Origin of the sequence: Psychrobacter piscatorii, assembly GCF_001444505.1 — a bacterium.
GTDB lineage: Bacteria > Pseudomonadota > Gammaproteobacteria > Pseudomonadales > Moraxellaceae > Psychrobacter > Psychrobacter piscatorii_B.
Genome location: NZ_LNDJ01000024.1, coordinates 39,201 through 58,252, shown reverse-complemented (window position 1 = coordinate 58,252; position 19,052 = coordinate 39,201). Strand labels below are relative to the sequence as shown.

Below are 19,052 nucleotides of genomic sequence, written 5' to 3'. Positions count from 1 at the left end.
CTCAGTTTCAGAGTCTGGATACTTACTTTTAGCCCAGCTCCTAATATTGCTTTCAAGTTTATTCCAAGATAGCATGAACTCTCCCAGCTCAGAGCTAATACTACCTATTACATGCTCTTCAATACTATCCTTTTCAGTTTCTGTGATGTGCAAGTTTGAAAGACTAGCAATAGCTTCCTCAATTACAGGTTTAATTTTATTAATTAATTTTACTAAATTATCATAATCATTGATTGTGAAAGTTTTATTATGAGCGACATCACATCTCAACTCATATAGTTTTTGCCAGTCATTGCTAAGTTCCTTTTCATTAATATCAATACTATTAGAGAAATGTTTGGACCAATTAGACTCAGGTATCAACTGATCTAGACTCTCAATATCTTCAATAGTTAAATTATTTTTAGTTTTGAGAGACTTCAATGTATTGATCAGCTTATTTTTATTTGAAATATACTCTTCACTAAATAAAAAATTCTTTAGTTGAATAAAGTCAGTATTATGAAAATATGTAAAATCCTTCTTTAAATTATTATCTTTTGTTCTAATTGAGCTGGCAACATCATCTGGCACATCAGTTTTATACCAGTTTACTCCAACATTTATCAGCATGAACTTAGTTAGTAATTTCCGCATTAAATTTTCTATTTCATAAATCAAGGGATAGGCTTTAGAGGCATAGTGCATACTTAGTCCATCAAACAAGATTTGTGGAGAATTAGTGATAATAGAAAACCTTTTTCTTATTGCTCTAAGTAATTTAGTTAATTTTTCTATGTCTTCGATGGATTCTGTATTGATGGTAAGATGAAAGCAAACATCTTCAGTATTTGAAATTATATTAAAATCTAGTTGGTATTTAACACTAAAACTATTTTCATAAGTTATACTGCCATTATTTAATACTATGTCAGAGTCGGTTTGCATAAAGTGCTCAAAGGATTTTATGCTAGAGCACAGGCTTTCTTTCTTATCGTTAAATATCAGATACTCCACTGTAATCACTTAATACTTCCTTATAAATTTTTTAATGTGGTTGATAACTTATTATAATCGATATTTAACTTGCTATGAATTTAAAAGACGCTTCCTATGTCCCTAAAATCCACCTTCAAAGGCTTCCTAGGTGAAACCGTCATCAACGTCGCCATGTGGCTAAAGCTTGAAAAAGACGTTTATCATCGGCTAAACAATGTCACTTTGCCATTAGCCAATGGTGGTAGTACGCAAATCGATCACGTCATCGTCTCTGTATACGGCATCTTTGTCATTGAAACCAAAAACTACAAAGGTTGGATATACGGTAGCGAGAAGCAAAAGCAGTGGATACAAGCTTTTCCAAATGGAAGTAAATTCAAATTCCAAAATCCGCTACGTCAAAACTACTTACATATTAAGACGCTCGCAGATTTATTAGGCTTGGAGCTGAGCTACTTCCATTCGATGATTGCTTTTATCGGTGAGTGCGAGTTAAAAACCCGCGATGAGTTGCCCGAGCATGTATTGACCAGTGGTATGGTCTCGTATGTAAAGAAAAAACAAGATAAGCTACTCACTGAAGACGAGGTTTCATCTATCGTTGAGCAAATTAATAGCAATAGATTTAGTAAGTCTTGGCGCACCAATCGGCAGCATAAAGCTTATCTAAAAGATAAGCATAGCAACCCAAGTAAGAATACTGAGAATCCTACACTTGAACCAATAGTTAAAGAAACTGTAAGAAGAACTCCTCTAAAAAGTAGGGAAGCACATGGATGGTCTGGTCAAACTGAGGTTGAATCTACCGCATTACCAATTGATAGTCTAAATACTCAGCAAATAATCAAACCGCATGATATGGCTGATAAGGTTTTTCTTACGCCATTTGAGATTATAGAATCTGAGCCAAAAGTGAATGAACCTGCGATACTTAAAGCGACAGACCATGACGCTAATATCGATCAAGCGCCAACCTGCCCAAGATGCAACGGCGAGATGGTCAAACGTGTGGCAAAAAATGGCGCACGCCAAGGACATTCCTTTTATGGGTGCGCGCAATTTCCTAAATGCCGCGGCGTAGTAAATATTGATTAACTACTAGTCACATTACCCATATATTTCTTCCAAACGCAGACAAGCTACCAATCGACCATCCCATTCGCGCAGTTGTGGCTCGATTTCGCTGCACTGCGAGGTCGCATATGGACAGCGTTTATGTAGAGCGCACCCGCTTGGCGGATTAAGCGGGCTTGGTAGCTCACCTTGTAGGGTTAAATCTTTCTTTTGGCCATTTACTGTGGGTGCAGCTGCCAGTAATGCGATGGTATAAGGATGTTTTGGCGCATTATAAATGGCTTCTTTGGGCCCGTGCTCGACCGCTTGACCTAAATACATGACCATCACATCATCAGCGACATGACGTACGACTGACAAGTTGTGTGAGATAAAGACGTAAGCGGTACGATACTCATCCTGCAAATCCATAAACAGATTTAAGACTTGCGCTTGAATCGACACATCAAGTGCAGAGGTAGGCTCATCAGCGACGACGATTTTAGGATTGAGCATCATCGCGCGGGCAAGGGCAATCCGCTGGCGCTGACCACCCGAAAACATATGTGGGAAACGCCCAGCATGTTCAGGACGTAGACCCACGTTTCTCATCATCTCGTTGATTTTGTCACGCTTTTCTTCTTTAGACAGATTGGTATGAATATCCAACGGCTCTGTCAATTGATAGGCTATAGTATGACGCGGATTCAAGCTACCATAAGGGTTTTGGAAGACCATTTGAATTTCGGTACGTAAGTCTTTGAGCGCCTTTCTGCTATAGCCAGTGGTGGCTTCGTCGTTGATAAAAAGCTCGCCCTGCGTCGGCTGCTCGATGAGTGTCAGCTGGCGGGCAAGGGTGGATTTGCCGCAGCCTGATTCACCAACGACTGCCAATGTCTTGCCAGCCTCAAGCTCAAAAGAGATACCGTTCAGCGCTTTGACGTGCGCTTTTGGTTTGCCCAATCCTTGTGATACCGGATAGTGCTTATGTAGATTGTCTGCTTTTAAAACCACTTTATTACTCATACTTGTGACTCCAAAATAGCAGCGTGAGAGATAGGGGTGCGAGCAGTAGGATCGGCATAAATGCAGCGCACTTTGCCATTTGGTGTGTCCAAAATAGGCGGCGGCACGTCACAAGCAGGCTCTTTATATGGGCAGCGAGGAGATAATAAGCACCCGCTTGGGCGATCATATTGGCTTGGTACGACACCGGGTAAGCTGTTCAATCGATCTTGTCCGATAGCCAGCTCAGGAATGGCTTGTAAGAGCGCCTCTGTGTAAGGATGTGCAGGATATTGAAAAACCTCTGGCACGGTACTGGTTTCAACCACTTGTCCAGCATACATGACCGCGACATCACGCGAGTTTTGTGCAACAAGGCCCAAATCATGAGTAATCAAAACCATCGCCATTTGTTTTTCACGTTGTAGACGACCCAGCAAGTCCATGATCTGCGCTTGTACGGTGACATCAAGTGCGGTCGTTGGCTCGTCTGCGATGAGCAGTTTTGGTTCACACGCAAGCGCCATCGCAATCATAACGCGCTGGCTCATACCGCCTGAGAGTTGATGTGGGTAGACTTTGAGTCGGTTTTTGGCGTCAGGCATTTCGACCAACTCTAGCAGCTCTAATATGCGTGCCTGTACTGCTGCACCGCGCAAACCAAGATGCTTGCGCAGTACTTCGCCCAACTGCATCTCAACGGTAAAGCTTGGATTGAGACAAGACATCGCGTTTTGAAAGATCATAGAGATGTCTTTGCCAATGATGCCGCGTTTTTCTTTGGCAGGCATACTAATCATGTCTTTATTATCAAACATCACCCGCTTGGCGCGGACGGTGGCAGACGGCGGCAGTAGCCCCATCAGCGCCATCATCGTGACTGACTTACCTGAGCCGGATTCACCAACGACAGCGATGACTTCACCTTGTGTGATTTTTAAAGACACATCATCGACAGCACGAAAGGCACGCTTTCCTTGACCAAAAGTGACCGACAGATTTTCGATGTCCAATAACAGTGGCGCGTCTGTTGTTGATGCACCATTCATAGAAGTATGAGTGGTAGGTGTTTTAATTAAAGGTTCAGTCATCTTAGGTCACCTGCTTTAATTTGGGATCGAGCGCGTCACGCAGGCCATCACCCGTCAAGTTAATCGACAATGCAGCCAAGAAAATAGCGACACCTGGCCAAATAGCGAGCCAAACATTACTTTGAATGTACTGACGAGCCGTACCGAGCATCGCGCCCCATTCAGCATCAGGTGGCTGTACCCCAAAGCCTAAGAAACCAATCGCACCCGCTTCTAAAATAGCAGAGGAAAAAATCATCGTTGCTTGTACGATGAGCGGTGCCATGCAGTTGGGTAGAATCGTGATAAATAATAAACGCAGTACGCCAGCACCCATCACCTGCGAGGCGATAAAGTACTCACGTTGCAACTCCACCATCGCGGTGGCGCGAGTCAGACGAATAAAAGGCGGCGTACAGACCAAAGCGATGGTAATAATCGTATTGGTCATAGAGGGCCCTAAGATAGCGGCAATGATGATGGCTAGTAGTAAGCTGGGGTATGACATCAAAATATCATTGACCAACATGACCGCTTTGCCCCAAACTTTGGGCCAAAATGCGGCACTAAGTCCTAGTGAAATACCGACTAGCATCGCAAGGGTCGTCGCGCTCAGACCGATAAATAAAGAGTAACGCGCGCCATACATCACCCGAGACAAGGTATCTCGTCCAGCATCATCCGTGCCTAGCCAAAACATCGCATCACCACCACTTAAAAAGGCTGGCGGCAATTGCTCTTGGCCGGTAAATAATTCATAAGGGTCATGGGGGGCAATTGCGGGCGCGAGTATGGCAACAATAACCATTAGCATGAGAATAATAAAACCCAACACCGCGCCCTTGTTTCGGCAAAAGGTCGATAAAAATAGTTGCCAAGACGATGGCGGTGTGGCAGCCATCAGATTGACATCAGAGGGGAGAACAGAAGGCTTCATGAGCAGTTCCTATAGTGGCTAGCGCAGTGACATTTTTTAGAATTTTGTTCCTAAAAAAGTACTAAGCATTGCTAAAACATCACTTCAGCGCCAATCATCACTATTTATAATATAAGTATTTATCAATGTGACATTGCAACATTGTGACATTAAGAGGTATGTCGAATACGTGGATTGATCAGACCATACAAAATATCAATAAATAAACTGACCAAAATCAAGGCAGTGGCGACCAACAAAATACCGTTTTGCACAATGGGGTAATCACGAGTAAAAAAGCCATCGAGAAGCCAATTACCAACACCCGGCCAGCTAAAGATAGTCTCGGTAATAATCGCGCCTGCAAGCAAGGTTGCCATTTGTAAGCCAACCACAGTGACGACAGTGATTAGCGCGTTACGCATCACGTGTACCATGATCACGCGGCGTGGCGATAAGCCCTTGGCGCGAGCCGTACGCACATAGTCTTCATCCAAAACTTCCAGCATCGCAGAGCGTGTCATCCGCGCGATCATCGCGAGTGGAATGGTCGATAGTGCGATTGATGGCAAGATAAAGTGTTTGACCACATTCCAAAAAGCGCCCGGTTCCCCTGAGGTGAGAGAGCCAAGCAACCATGAGCCGTACAAGGGATGGACATCCAAGAACTGTGCGACAGAGATCACACCAGCAACGGGTAAAAGGCCAAGATAGTGAGCGAATATACCTGTCAGAATAGGGCCTAGTAAGTAGATCGGCATCGAGTATCCTGCCAGCGCCCCTGACATCAGAGTATAGTCAATCCAAGTACCACGGCGTAGCGCGGCAAAGATACCCAAGCTCACACCAATCACACTAGCAATGACAATCGCACATAGCGCCAACTCTAACGTTGGAACGAAGTGCGCAAAAAAGTCTTGTAACACCGGAGAGCGAGTACGAAAGGATTGACCAAAGTCACCCGTCAATATACCCGTCAAGTAATCCCAGTATTGAACGATAAGGGGTTTGTCTAATCCCAGTCTTTCTAGGGCGCGAGCATGTAGCTCTGGATCCACCATACGCTCACCCATCATGATCTCGACTGCATCGCCTGGTACGAGACGGATCAGAGTAAAAGTCGATAGCGTGAGGCCAAGATAGACAGGAATAAGAATGGCGATACGGCGCAGAATATAAAGTAGCATGGGCTGCTCAATAGTTGTGATTCAATGAGTGGAGTAGTAGCAATGAATGAGGTCGTCCGTGACCATGCCCTTAAATGACCAAGCACTTAAATCAAAAGTACTCAAGTGAAAGGTGCTCAAATGAAAAGTATGTGAGTCAAAAAGCAATCAACTCATATAAATACGGCTGGAACAGAGATTCTGAGCCAGCCGAATACAAATCAAATAATAGTGCATGTCGTACCGGACGTAATTAGCTAAGGCTATTCAACTTTCACGCCATCGAAACGTACAGCACCAAGTGGACTGATTTTGAAATCCACAACGTTTGGTGCAGTGAATACGGTGACTACCGAATGCGCCATAGTCGTCCAAGGAAGCTGCTCTTTGAAGATCTGCTGAGCTTGTACATAGTCATCAATGCGTTCATCTTGATTGGTGACCTGACGTCCTTTCATGACCAAATTATCAAAGTCTTTATTACACCAACGTGAGTAGTTATTACCACCGACCGCGTCACAAGACAGTAATGAGCCCAACCAGTTATCTGGATCACCATTATCACCCGTCCAACCTGCCAAGATCACATCAGGCTCGCCTTTCGCCGCGCGTTTTAGGTATTCGCCCCACTCATAAGTAACCAGTTTGGCATTGACGCCAATCTTCGCCCAATCTGCTTGGAGCATTTCAGCCATGAGTTTGGCATTAGGGTTATATGGACGTTGAACAGGCATGTACCATAAGTCGATGTTCATATTGTCCGCGCCAGCTTCTTTAATCAGCGCTTTTGCTTTTTCAACATCATAAGGTGCATCTTTTAAAGAGTCGTCATAACCCCACTGCGTAGGCGGCATTGGGTTGGTTGCCTTGAGACCTTCGCTTTGATAGACAGCATTGATGATCGCGTCTTTATTGATCGCCATATCCAATGCTTGACGTACTTTAAGATCACTTAGCTTCGGCTTTTCAACGTTGTAACCGACATAACCGACGTTAAAACCTGGTTGATCAAGAACGGTGGCTTTACCAGATTTTTTGACCGATTCAATTTCGGCAGGCTTTGGATAAGCGGACACATGACATTCGCCAGCTTGAACTTTTTGCGCGCGAACGGCTGAGTCTTTAGTAATAACAAACACAAGGTTGTCGATGTAGATGTTGTCTTTGTCCCAATAGTCTGGGTTTTTGGTATAACGGATTTGCGCGTCTTTTTGATAGGACGTAAAGACGAAAGGCCCAGTACCAACAGGTTTGTTATTGATATCTGGCTCATTACCAGAGGCCATCAACTGATCTGCATATTCAGCAGAGTTGATATAAGCAAATGGCATCGCTAGGTTTTGTAAAAATGGGGCATTGACTTCGTTAAGCGTGACTTTGACAGTATAGTCGTCGACCTTTTCGATATTTGAGATGATATCAGGTAATCCCATGCCAACTGAATAGGGGAATTCTGCAGGGTAAGCTTTGTTAAATTCAAAGTCTGGGTTGGTGAGACGTTTTAATGTAAAAATCAGATCGTCTGCGTTGAAATCGCGACTTGGTGTGAAATAATCGGTTTTACCGAACTTGACGCCTTTTCGAAGATTAAAGGTATAGGTCTTACCATCTTCGCTAATATCCCAGCTTTCAGCGAGTCCTGGCTGAATTTCAGTCCCATCTCTTTTAAACTGTACCAAACCGTTATAGATAGGATAAGCACTCGCATCAAAATCGGTGCCGGCGGTGTACTGTGCGGGATCGAAACCAGCTGGGCTGCCTTCTGAACAATAAAGTAGGGTTTTAGCGGCTTTTGCATCTGAGCTGGCAGCAGACTCGTCAGTGGTTTTATTGTCGCCACTACAAGCACTCATACCCAAGATAAGCGTGGTCAACAGCGTCAGTTTAAAGAATGATTTTTGCATTATTACGTCCCATGTAATGATAGGTAGTTGCTTATAAATTGCTATGCCTGTCTGAGGAATTAGCAAACTTTCAACTGCTTTTGGTCTATTTATTTTGAAGATATATTATTTACAAAAAGATACATATATAAAGTTTAGAAAGATTTAATTTATATAATGTAGAACATATCGTTATAAATAAGTCGTTTGAATATACTCTCATAAATAGCGATAATGCAAGAAATCTTTGAAATAATTTAATAAAAAAGACGATTTCTATTATTTTAGAGAGCTAATACAACCAAAAAAGGTAACTTTTACGAATTTCGACAGTAAAATTCATAATAAAAAGTTATTAATATACATGTATATTAATAAATTAGTTACTTTTCGGATACAAATATTTTTATTGTTGTGATGATAGACAAGCGTATAAATGACAATGATTTGTAAAAATCAGTGGATTATTGAGCAGCTGCTGACTATTTGGTGCGGTAGCTATTAGATGCTGTGGTTATTAGGTGCTGCTATGATTTGTTTTTATTAAATCAGCCAGTTTTTCCCCAATATCATAGGACAAGCTAAGACTGTCATATGGGGTACATTATTTAAGATTAATGCTACCTAGTTTTGCGTCAAACGTCCTTATATCGTACAGATTTCTGAGCGTACGATAAAGCGTTTGCCTTCAGGGATTTCTAACGAAAAACTCGCACCGCGACCATTGACGACATCAATGGTCAAATCGGTATGCTGCCATAGATTGTATTGTGCGCGTCCCATATAAAATGGACAGCCAACAAGCTCACCAACCAGCACATCCTGACCGCCTACCTTAAACTCTCCTAATGGATAGCACATCGGCGAGCTACCATCACAGCAGCCACCTGACTGATGAAACATCAGCTTTCCATGCTTGGACTTTAGTAGCTCAATCAACGCCTTACACGACTCTGTTGCTGCCAGTTTCATATCGTACTCCTTCTTATGGCCCATCCATGGTTTATATAATTGCTCTCTAGTATCAGTATGCCACAGTCAAATCAAAAAGGTCGCATCATCTTCAGACACATCACAACTGGCATATGACTAAAAAGATACGACCTTCGGCTGATAATTGACAGTTGGAATAACTATGTAATAAGCTTATAACACTGTCATTTTACTATCCGTTATTGATTATAGTCGATGACGATACGACCTTCGATTTTGCCATTACGCATCCGCTCAAAAATATCATTGATGTTCTCTAACGGCTCAGCTTTGACGGTCGCTTTGACTTTGCCAGCCGCTGCCATATCTAGCGACTCTTGTAAGTCAAGACGTGTGCCAACGATAGAGCCACGTATGGTGATACCATTGAGTACAGTATCAAAGATTGACACCGGGAAGTCGCCAGTGGGGAGCCCGTTACATACTAAAGTACCACCGCGACGTAACATGCTTAAGGCTTGATCAAAAGCTTTTGATGATACTGCAGTGACTAACACGCCATGAGCGCCACCGATTTTTTCTTGTAGCAACTCGCCTGGGTCTGTATTCTTGGCATTTACCGTCACTGTTGCCCCCAGCTTTTTCGCGAATTCAAGTTTTTCGTCATCAATATCAACAGCAGCAACATTGAGCCCCATGGCAATGGCATATTGTACAGCCATGTGACCAAGGCCGCCGATACCTGAAATAACAACCCAGTCGCCTGGCTTGGTGTCGGTCATTTTAAGACCTTTATATACCGTGACGCCCGCACATAAAACAGGGGCAATCTCAATGGAGTCGACACTCTCAGGAATAATGCCAACATAGTCGGCATCTGCAAGGACGTATTCTGCAAAGCTACCGTTCACTGAGTAACCAGAGTTTTCTTGCTTTTTACATAAGGTTTCCCAGCCACCCAAGCAATGCGTACAGTGACCACAAGCAGAGTATAGCCATGGCACACCAACGCGGTCACCTGCTTTGAGATGAGTTACGCCGTCACCGACCGCCGTGATCACGCCGACACCTTCATGACCTGGGATAAATGGCGGGCTTGGCTTAACAGGCCAGTCCCCCTCAACCGCATGTAAATCAGTATGACAGACGCCTGAGGCGTGCATTTTGACAACTATTTGCCCAGCACCTGCAGTTGGAATGTCGACTTCTTCGATTTTTAAGTCTTGACCGAACTCATGTAATACAGCGGCTTTCATTTTGTTAGTCATAATAAGCTCTCTTTTATGGGTGATTGATAAATGTTGATATAAAAAGTTGTTGCGATATTGCATTCAAAATATGCAAACACCGTATTTTGAAAGCAAGACTGCTACAAATTTTTCCTGCTGCGCGCCTAAGCGCATTAGAGGATATAAAAATTCGTCTCAGTTTTTTTATTTAGATCGTTGTAGCGAGCGGGCTATGTAACACTTGTGATAACCCGCTCCATGATTAGAAATGATGGTTTAGAAGAAGCCCATTTTTTTAGGGCTGTACGACACCAGCATGTTTTTGGTTTGCTGATAGTGGTCGAGCATCATTAAATGGTTTTCACGTCCGATACCAGATTGTTTGTAACCACCGAACGCCGAATGTGATGGATAAATATGATAGCAGTTGGTCCATACGCGGCCTGCTTGGATACCACGTCCGAAGCGATATGCCTTGTGTACACTACGGGTCCATACGCCCGCGCCTAAACCATACAAGGTGTCATTGGCAATCTGCATGGCTTCGTCATCGTCTTTAAAAGTAGTCACGGCAAGGACAGGTCCAAAGATCTCTTCTTGGAACACGCGCATATCGTTGGTGCCTTCAAAGATCGTTGGCTTGACGTAGTAACCGTCTGTCAAGTCGCCATCGTGCTTAGCTTGCTCTCCGCCGACGAGCACTTTTGCGCCTTCTTTTTTACCGATGTCGAGATAAGATAAAATTTTCTCTAATTGATCTGAGCTGGCTTGCGCGCCAATCATGGTGTCGGTATCGAGTGGGTTGCCCATTTTGATGGCCTCGACACGGGCGATACAGCGTTTGATGAACTCATCATAGATGCTCTCATGAACGAGTGCCCGCGATGGACAGGTGCAGATTTCACCTTGGTTCAGCGCGAACATTACTAGACCTTCGACAGCTTTGTCCAAGAAGTCATCGTCCTCATCCATAACATCGGCAAAGAAGATGTTAGGGCTTTTGCCACCAAGCTCTAACGTCACTGGAATGATGTTTTCGCTCGCGTACTGCATAATGAGGCGGCCAGTCGTGGTCTCACCTGTAAAGGCAACTTTATTGATACGAGGGTTTGACGCAAGTGGTTTACCTGCTTCGACACCAAAGCCATTGACGACGTTTAGCACGCCTTTTGGCAAGATATCAGCGATGCCGATGGTCTCTAACATGAACAGAATAGAAACTGGCGTTTGTTCGGCTGGCTTTAGAACGACACAGTTACCAGCAGCAAGGGCAGGTGCTAGCTTCCATACGGCCATTAGGATAGGAAAGTTCCAAGGAATGATTTGACCGACGACACCAAGTGGCTCATGAAAATGATAAGCCACAGTGTCTTCGTCAATCTGACTGATACCGCCTTCTTGTGCGCGAATGGCGCTGGCAAAATAACGGAAGTGATCAATGGCTAGAGGGATGTCGGCTGCGAGTGTCTCACGAACAGGCTTGCCGTTTTCGTAACATTCGGCAATCGCAATCGCTTCTAGGTTGGCTTCCATGCTGTCAGCAATTTTGAGTAACAAGTTGGCACGTTCAGTAACACTGGTTTTGCCCCATGCGTTTTTGGCAGCATGCGCCGCGTCTAGGGCTTTTTCGATATCGGCTTCTTTTGAGCGGGCGACTTGGCAAATAGTTTTACCATCGATGGGGCTTGTGTTATCAAAATACTCTCCATCGATAGGAGGGGTCCACTCACCATTAATAAAGTTATCGTATTTTTCGCGGAATTGGACCGGACTGTTTTCAGTGTTGGGATAAGCGTATAACATTAACCACTCCTTGTTGTGTATGTTGGTTATTTAAAATATGACTATTTAGAGATAGCCATTTTAGAGATAGCCATTGAAAAATAAATCCTTGGTCTTCCTAACCAATTTATTATTCTATCGTACTGAGCTTTTGTGCAGAACGATAATGACTTTTTATAATGATATAATTTGTATCACAAAACTTTCGGTTATACGATATAGGGCGGTTAAAGTGGTTCGCAAAGCGGATGCAGCTGTTATAATTGTGAGCATCTACTTTGGCTTGCTGTGGTCAATTAATTAACCAGAGCGGCTTTCTTTTTTATACTATTTCTTTTCATAATATTGGTTGGTTTGGGTCTATGCGTCAATCTTCTGCTCTTGATATTCTAAAAACAGGTCAAAACGTCTTTTTGACTGGCTCAGCAGGTTCAGGTAAGACTTATACGCTCAATCAATACATTGATTATCTGCGCGCTCGCCGTGTACCGGTTGCAGTCACAGCCAGTACCGGTATCGCTGCCACCCACATGAACGGCACGACGATTCATAGTTGGTCGGGTATTGGTATCAAAGATGAGCTGAGCGACCGAGATTTGACCAATTTATCTCGTAAGCAGTTTTTGGCAGACAGATTAAAAGACACGGCAGTACTGGTCATCGATGAGATATCGATGCTACATGCCAAGCAGCTTAACTTGGTCAGCCAAGTGCTCAAGCATATTCGCAAAAACGACAAAGCCTTTGGCGGTATTCAGGTAGTAGTCGCAGGAGACTTTTTTCAGTTACCGCCAATAGGTAGTAAAGGCGAGAGCAATCGTGAAAAGTTCGCCTTTATGTCTGAGGCGTGGCTCGATGCCAAATTTCATATTTGCTATCTGTCAGAGCAGCATCGACAGGTTAGCGAAGCGGCAAATGGCGGTTTAGACTTAGATGATATTCTCAACCAAATCCGTCGTCAGGAAGTGACCTTTGAGGCGATTGCCGCTTTAGAGAATACTTACGATCAAAGCGTCGATATCAAGCGTACTCGCCTGTACACGCACAATCTCAATGTCAATAAGATTAATGACAAGGAGCTGGCACTGTTAGACGGTGAGATGATGCGTTTTGAAGCCACAACCACGGGCGATAGTAAGCTGGTTGAAACCTTAAAAAAGACCGTACGTACTCAAGACGAGTTGGTTCTCAAGGTGGGCGCCAAGGTCATGTTTATCAAAAACAATGCCGAGCTTGGGGTGTCCAACGGGACGATGGGTGAGCTGATTGGTTTTGCTGCGGTCAAAATAGAGGATAAGGAAAGTAGTGACGCGTTAATCGAAGACGATAGCAGCGATGACATTGATGAGGAAGCTGCTGGCGAAAAAACGGCAAAAGCTAAGAAGTCCGCTGCTAAAAAAGACAAAGAAAAGCCAAAGTCGAAGAAACCAACGACCCAGAAAATGCCTGTCGTGCGGCTTAATTCAGGACGAGAAGTCATCGCTGAGCCTGAGGAGTGGATCATCGAAGATGAGACGGGTGAGGTGCTGGCAAGTTACTTACAAGTGCCACTGTGTCTGGCATGGGCGATCACCATTCATAAGTCGCAAGGCATGACCCTCGATGCGGCTGAGATTGATTTATCGCGTACCTTTGAGTTGGGACAAGGTTATGTGGCCTTATCACGTCTCAAATCGCTGGCAGGATTGCAGCTACTGGGTATGAATGACATGAGCTTGCAACTTGATCCACTGGCACGCGGCGCAGACAAGCGGTTTTTGGTCCTGTCTGAAGAGGCTGATGCCAACTATGCGATGCTGGATGAAGAAAGTATGCAGCAGGCGCATGAGAAGTTTGTTTTAAAGTCAGGTGGTACGCTCAGTCAATCCGTGATTGACGCCTATGCCGCGCTGCAAAAAAAGCGCCGCGAACAGCAACAAGCGCAAATCGATAAAAAACAGAAATTAGGCAATCAAGTCTCTGACAAATCAGAGAGCACTTTGCTTGCAACCAGAGTGCTATTAGAAGAGAGCTTGACTATTGCGGAAATCTCACAAGCGCGTCAACTATCACAGTCCACCATCATGCGCCACATCGGCGAGCTAAAATCACAAGATCCAAGCCTTGCCTGCGATCATCTGCGTCCAGATGATGAGATCATGACAGCGGTTGGCAACGCTTATGTCGCCATCAAAGTTGCCAATAACCCAAACGACTTCAATGATGATGGCAGTATCAAACTGCGTCCGATATTCGATCATCTCAAGCAAAGCATTGACTACAACACCATTCGTTTGGCATTGATTTTTATCACGCCATAGTTTGTTATGACAAGATAGTTTGTTATGACAAGATAGATTTTATGACAAGATAGATTTTATGACACTGTCGGTTTTTTGAACAAAAAATATTGAACCAACTATTAGAGCGTGTCTAAAGCGACAACGCTCATTCTTTATATCCCTTTATAGCGATATCTTTTATGCCTGATTTTTCTAGCGCCACTTATCAACTGACCTCTGACCCGATAGCGGCGACCTATCGTACCACTGGTGAGCACTCACAGCCATTGAGAGTGGCTATTAATGGTTTTGGTCGTATCGGGCGCAATGTACTGCGCGCCTTGCTAGAGCGCTTTGAAGTATTAGGACGTGCAATCCATGTAGTCGCGATTAATGACTTGGCACCAGCAGATATTTTGTTGCATTTATTAAAATTTGATAGCACGCATGGTCGCTTAAGCCGCTTGGGGGTCAGTGCTGATATTATCGAGAGCGGGGCCGATAATGAGCATAAAACTCAGCTCTGTCTCACCAAAAACACTCTGACCTATTGCATCAATATGCTCTCAGAACCCAATCCACAAAACCTACCTTGGCAGTCGCTAGGGGTCGATGTGGTACTAGAGTGCACGGGTCACTTTCGCTCGTATGAGCAAGCGATGCTGCACATCCATGCAGGCGCACAACAGGTGATCATCGGTGCAGCGCCATTCGATGATGTGGATGCTTGTATCGTTATGGGGGTCAATACAGATGCGCTCATGCTTGATCTACCGATTATCTCCAGCGTTTCTTGTACCACGCAGGCACTGGTGCCACTGATTGACACATTGGATAAAGCGTTCGGCGTCAAGTCCGCTATGATGACAGAGATTCATGCGGTTACCGCCGATCAGACGGTGCTCGATCAAGCGCATCGAGATCCCAGACGGGCGCGTGCTTCTGGCTACAATATTATCCCAACGACCTCGAGTAGTATTGCTGCGACGGAGCGGGTATTGCCAGCGATGGCGGGCAAAATAAATGGACATTCAATACGGGTGCCCACCATCGATGTGGCAGCGATTGATGTGACCTTTGTATTTGATACGCCAGAGGTCAGCGTTGATGCTATCCGTGACGCCCTTCAATCTGCCAGTCAGACGCATTTATGTGACATCATGGCTTATATGGATGAGCCGTTGGTCTCTAGTGATTTTATTCATCAAACTGAGTCGCTTATCATAGATGGTCAGCAGCTCATGCAAGTAGGCGAGCAGTACAAGGTTTTTGCGTGGTACGATAATGAATGGGGTTATGCCAACAGACTGCTCGATATGTGCCTGCATCTGGCCTCAAGCAAGCGATAAACCAGTGATTCAAAGGTATTTGCAAATTAATTGAATTTTTTTAGATTAGGGGCTTGCATTATAAAAGTATATCTATATAATGATGCACCAATGGAGACGTGGCAGAGCGGTTGAATGCACCGGTCTTGAAAACCGGCAAGGGTTCATAGCCCTTCGAGAGTTCGAATCTCTCCGTCTCCGCCAAATGCTAAAAAGCCCCAATCAGTAATGATTGGGGCTTTTTTTATGGTGTATTTTATAAATACTGGACGACAGGCTCTATAAACCTCATAAAAGATCAAATGATGCGCAGTCCCACTATTTAGCTAATGAATTGCCAAACTCAATGCTTTGATCATCTGCCAATATAAGTGTGCCTTCTTTAATCTCGATCGTCATATTCTTCGTGTTTTTAATGGCGCGCATGACATTGATGTCTTCAATACTACTCTCGATGATGATCTTGCCAGATTGTTCTGGCTCGATGGCTGGATCAAATTGTATGAGAGGAACATTGAAGTCTTTGCCTTGTTTCAGGTTGGCGTCTTTCATGGTTAGTGTGCCTTGAAAACTTTGTATTGCAACGTCTCCATGGTTGGATAGCATAAACTGCATTTTGACTTGGTTTAAGCTATCGCTATCACTAGTCTTAATCGGTAGGAGAGCGACAGGATACGTCTGTGCCGTCGCATTTGCTGTTTGACCTTTCACAATAGGACTTTTCTTGCCTGTTGGATTATTAGGATGCAGCCGCTCGTACTCACGCTGTTGTATGAGGGCCTGCTTGATAGTGGTGCGCGGCATGGCGCCCGATTCATACGCATCGCTAAGCTTCATGCGTAGCATATATCGACTGAGTAGCTGCTGATCGTCGGCAGGTAATTGCTCAAAAGTCTGTCCCAGTTTTTTTTGCCATTGATCAGAGTCAGTCGGTATGGTTTTTTGGTCTGGATCCGTTTGCGGCGACGAGCAACCCGGTGCTATCGCTAGCATGGCGACTGCCATAGTCAGACACAACGTTTTATAAAAATGCTGCTGTAACCCCATCATCGTACCTCTCCTTATACATTTTCATCCTCATATTGAAATTGAGGATGCACCCCAATCATTGAGACTATTTTCTTAATATACCGTGTTTGGGAACAGGTTTTGTTTAGTTATCGCTAACCACAGTCGCAAACGTACGATAAGGTCAAAGAGTAAATGCGTGTCGGTATGAGGCAAAAAAAAGTTCAGAGAGCAAGGTTAATCTATAAATTGCAATCTCACCTTTATAATAGCCACAAAAAAGACCAAGCTTGCGTGAGCAGACTTGGTCTTTTTGATAAAAATAGTGACAACGTTTTAGAGTCTCAGTCAATCTCAGCCAGATCGTTATGATTAATACGACTGATGAAGGATATTATTGATCGCTGTCTTGCAATTCAGATAAAGAGTGAGAGATATTGTTGTTATGGGTCACAACGATTGCCTCATCGATGATGCGCTGGCTCACACCGCGCTTACGTAACGTCTCAATAAATACTTCGTCATGAGCGAGCGTATAATCTTGATGGTCACGATCGAGTCCTTGACGAATATAAAGACGGATAAGCCCTTGAATGCGCTTAAAACCCAATTCTGAGCTGGTTGTTTCTAATAGGGCAATCATTTCTTCAGACAACCGAATACTGATCGGGCGCATGATTTTTTGCGGATGATCAGAGAACTTATTTTTTACACGTACAGGTATCATAATAAACCATTATTTTTAGTGAGTAGGGGTAAAACACTCAAACAAAAACGAACCCAATCAAAACTAATCTTACCATACAACAAAAATGCTAAAAAGAACACAGCTGCCATGCGAATATTATGATCAGTCAATATGAAAACGGCAACAATAAAAAAAACCTTCATCAAATAGTGATGAAGGTTTTTAGTATATGGCTCTCCAACCTGGGCTCGAACCAGGGACACACGGATTAACAGTCCGTTGCTCTACCAACTGAGCTATTGGAGAATAAGCTGTCATAACTGCAAGTGTTTCAAGCTTTATAAAACAGTCATTACTTGGCTTGTTCGCGTTATGTGGGGCACATTTTAGCCAAGTCGTTAAAGGCTGTCAACCTTATTCTGAGATAAATTATAAATATTATCGCAATTAGTAGAAATAGGCGTTTATCCCTTATCAGATAGGACGTTTCAGCGCCTCTGCTCGTTTAATAGGGGCGTAAATAGGCCGATTTGCTCACAATGATACGTACACTTATAAAAATAAAAGACGTTACGTAGAAGAATGCGCAAAAAGCGCACGCGAGTATTTAGATCGTAAGACAAAGCAGGTAATAAAAACAGTTCTATCTTGAAATAAAAGCCATTACTACATGCTTTGACACAATAAAGTTGCAAGACAGCCCTTCACATTGGTAACAGAACTCTATAAAATACCGACCATGTGGTTTCTTTGCTATGTTTTATTAGCAGTTGTTTAAATAAAGGCGGTGCGCAAAAGATGAGTCCTACTACGATTGCCTACGGTTACCTAACCATTGCCATTATATGTGAGGTGGTAGGGACGACATTTTTGGTGAAATCAGAGCAGTTTACCCGTTTAGGGCCGACGCTGATGATGGGGGCGCTGTATGCGCTCTCATTTTATTTATTGGCACAGACACTCAAGGTGATACCGCTAGGCATTGCTTATGCGTTATGGGGCGGGTTGGGCATTGTGCTCACATCGCTTGCAGGCTTGGTGCTATTTAAGCAAACCCTTGATACGGCAGCAGTGGTTGGCATTGCCATGATCGTTGGCGGTGTCGTTGTAATGAATTTATTGTCTAATTCTGTGGTGCATTGATATGAGTGTAGAAATAGAAAATCCTTATAAGCGTAAAAAACAGCCAGAAGTGGTTCGCCGTGCTCTGCTCGATCAAGCAGCACGGATCACGCTTGAGCAAGGGCTATCTAAAGTGACGTTTCAGGCAGTCGCTGATGCGGCAGGCGTGACAAAGGGCGGTGTGATGCATCATTTTGCAACAAAAAATGCCCTTGTGCTTGAAGTGTTCGATGATGCAATGGCGAAATTTGAGGCAGAAGTCGAGGCCGCTATGGCAAAAGATCCTGTGAGTCATGGCGCTTTTACCCGTGCTTATATCGATGCCACCATCAGTCTGGGCGAAAAAGCGCAAGAAGAATACGACAACCAAGCCACCTTATATGTATTGATGCTAGGTGATAGTGAGCTACGTGAGCTGTGGGCCAAATGGGCCAACACGCAGTTAGAAAAACATGCCGCCACTGACGATACTGAAACCCTATGTATGGCTCGTCTGGTCGCTGATGGAATTTGGCTCTCCGACTTTTCAGGTATCAACATATCAGATAAAAAATCGCTACATGATCGATTGATAAAAATGACGCAACCTGACTTTGACAATCGTTCGGGTCAATAAATATCTGGATTGCT

At 44.0% G+C, this 19,052-nt stretch carries 16 protein-coding genes and 2 tRNA genes; 6 read left to right on the top strand and 12 right to left on the bottom strand.

From position 1 onward, the window contains the following. On the bottom strand, positions 1-927 hold a 927-nt coding region (locus tag AS194_RS01860; RefSeq protein WP_152978582.1), incomplete at its 3' end, for a HEPN domain-containing protein. Between the two features lie 165 nt (positions 928-1,092). Here AS194_RS01860 and AS194_RS01855 point away from each other — a divergent pair. Next, the gene (locus AS194_RS01855) at positions 1,093-2,073 is read left to right on the top strand and encodes an NERD domain-containing protein (protein WP_058023781.1); all 981 of its coding nucleotides are present in this window, start codon (positions 1,093-1,095) and stop codon (positions 2,071-2,073) included. A gap of 12 nt (positions 2,074-2,085) precedes the next feature. Here AS194_RS01855 and AS194_RS01850 read toward each other — a convergent pair whose 3' ends face one another. From AS194_RS01850 to AS194_RS01815, 8 genes are all read right to left on the bottom strand, one after another. Then, positions 2,086-3,057 (bottom strand): peptide ABC transporter ATP-binding protein, encoded by a 972-nt coding sequence (locus AS194_RS01850; RefSeq protein ID WP_058023780.1) that lies wholly within the window; start codon positions 3,055-3,057, stop codon positions 2,086-2,088. After that, positions 3,054-4,127 (bottom strand): ABC transporter ATP-binding protein, encoded by a 1,074-nt coding sequence (locus tag AS194_RS01845; RefSeq protein ID WP_200960301.1) that lies wholly within the window; start codon positions 4,125-4,127, stop codon positions 3,054-3,056. Before AS194_RS01845 ends, AS194_RS01850 begins: the two co-directional genes overlap by 4 nt. Position 4,128: 1 nt before the next feature. Beyond that, the gene (locus AS194_RS01840) at positions 4,129-5,043 is read right to left on the bottom strand and encodes an ABC transporter permease (protein WP_058023779.1); all 915 of its coding nucleotides are present in this window, start codon (positions 5,041-5,043) and stop codon (positions 4,129-4,131) included. 149 nt (positions 5,044-5,192) lie between these two features. Beyond that, the gene (locus AS194_RS01835; protein WP_058023778.1) at positions 5,193-6,209 is read right to left on the bottom strand and encodes an ABC transporter permease; all 1,017 of its coding nucleotides are present in this window, start codon (positions 6,207-6,209) and stop codon (positions 5,193-5,195) included. 242 nt (positions 6,210-6,451) lie between these two features. Next, the gene (locus AS194_RS01830) at positions 6,452-8,092 is read right to left on the bottom strand and encodes an ABC transporter substrate-binding protein (protein WP_058023777.1); all 1,641 of its coding nucleotides are present in this window, start codon (positions 8,090-8,092) and stop codon (positions 6,452-6,454) included. Positions 8,093-8,716: 624 nt separating this feature from the next. After that, on the bottom strand, positions 8,717-9,043 hold the full coding sequence (locus tag AS194_RS01825; protein ID WP_058023776.1) for a DUF779 domain-containing protein: 327 nt from the start codon (positions 9,041-9,043) through the stop codon (positions 8,717-8,719). 200 nt (positions 9,044-9,243) lie between these two features. Further along, positions 9,244-10,272 (bottom strand): alcohol dehydrogenase AdhP, encoded by a 1,029-nt coding sequence (adhP, locus tag AS194_RS01820; RefSeq protein ID WP_200960300.1) that lies wholly within the window; start codon positions 10,270-10,272, stop codon positions 9,244-9,246. Positions 10,273-10,509: 237 nt separating this feature from the next. After that, on the bottom strand, positions 10,510-12,036 hold the full coding sequence (locus AS194_RS01815) for an aldehyde dehydrogenase family protein (RefSeq protein WP_058023775.1): 1,527 nt from the start codon (positions 12,034-12,036) through the stop codon (positions 10,510-10,512). Between the two features lie 341 nt (positions 12,037-12,377). Between AS194_RS01815 and AS194_RS01810 the strand changes: the two genes are divergently transcribed. From AS194_RS01810 to AS194_RS01800, 3 genes are all read left to right on the top strand, one after another. Then, entirely contained in the window at positions 12,378-14,315 is a 1,938-nt protein-coding gene (locus tag AS194_RS01810; protein ID WP_058023774.1) for an AAA family ATPase, read from the top strand. A 161-nt stretch (positions 14,316-14,476) separates the two neighbouring features. Beyond that, a complete protein-coding gene (locus AS194_RS01805) occupies positions 14,477-15,625 on the top strand; it encodes a type I glyceraldehyde-3-phosphate dehydrogenase (RefSeq protein WP_058023773.1) in 1,149 nt (382 codons plus the stop codon). Between the two features lie 92 nt (positions 15,626-15,717). Further along, a tRNA-Ser gene (locus AS194_RS01800) sits at positions 15,718-15,808 on the top strand. Positions 15,809-15,922: 114 nt separating this feature from the next. Here AS194_RS01800 and AS194_RS01795 read toward each other — a convergent pair. The 3 genes from AS194_RS01795 to AS194_RS01785 form a co-directional block, all read right to left on the bottom strand. After that, complete coding sequence (locus tag AS194_RS01795) at positions 15,923-16,654, bottom strand: hypothetical protein (protein WP_227511556.1); 732 nt, start codon at positions 16,652-16,654, stop codon at positions 15,923-15,925. Positions 16,655-17,006: 352 nt separating this feature from the next. Next, positions 17,007-17,339: a hypothetical protein gene (locus AS194_RS01790; RefSeq protein WP_058023772.1), complete on the bottom strand. Its 333-nt coding sequence runs from the start codon at positions 17,337-17,339 to the stop codon at positions 17,007-17,009. 191 nt (positions 17,340-17,530) lie between these two features. Beyond that, positions 17,531-17,606: transfer RNA gene (locus AS194_RS01785), tRNA-Asn, on the bottom strand. Positions 17,607-18,098: 492 nt separating this feature from the next. Here AS194_RS01785 and AS194_RS01780 point away from each other — a divergent pair. Both AS194_RS01780 and AS194_RS01775 read left to right on the top strand, forming a co-directional pair. Beyond that, positions 18,099-18,443 (top strand): DMT family transporter, encoded by a 345-nt coding sequence (locus AS194_RS01780; protein WP_058023771.1) that lies wholly within the window; start codon positions 18,099-18,101, stop codon positions 18,441-18,443. A gap of 1 nt (position 18,444) precedes the next feature. Continuing rightward, the gene (locus AS194_RS01775; RefSeq protein WP_058023770.1) at positions 18,445-19,038 is read left to right on the top strand and encodes a TetR/AcrR family transcriptional regulator; all 594 of its coding nucleotides are present in this window, start codon (positions 18,445-18,447) and stop codon (positions 19,036-19,038) included. The last annotated feature ends 14 nt before the right edge of the window (positions 19,039-19,052 follow it).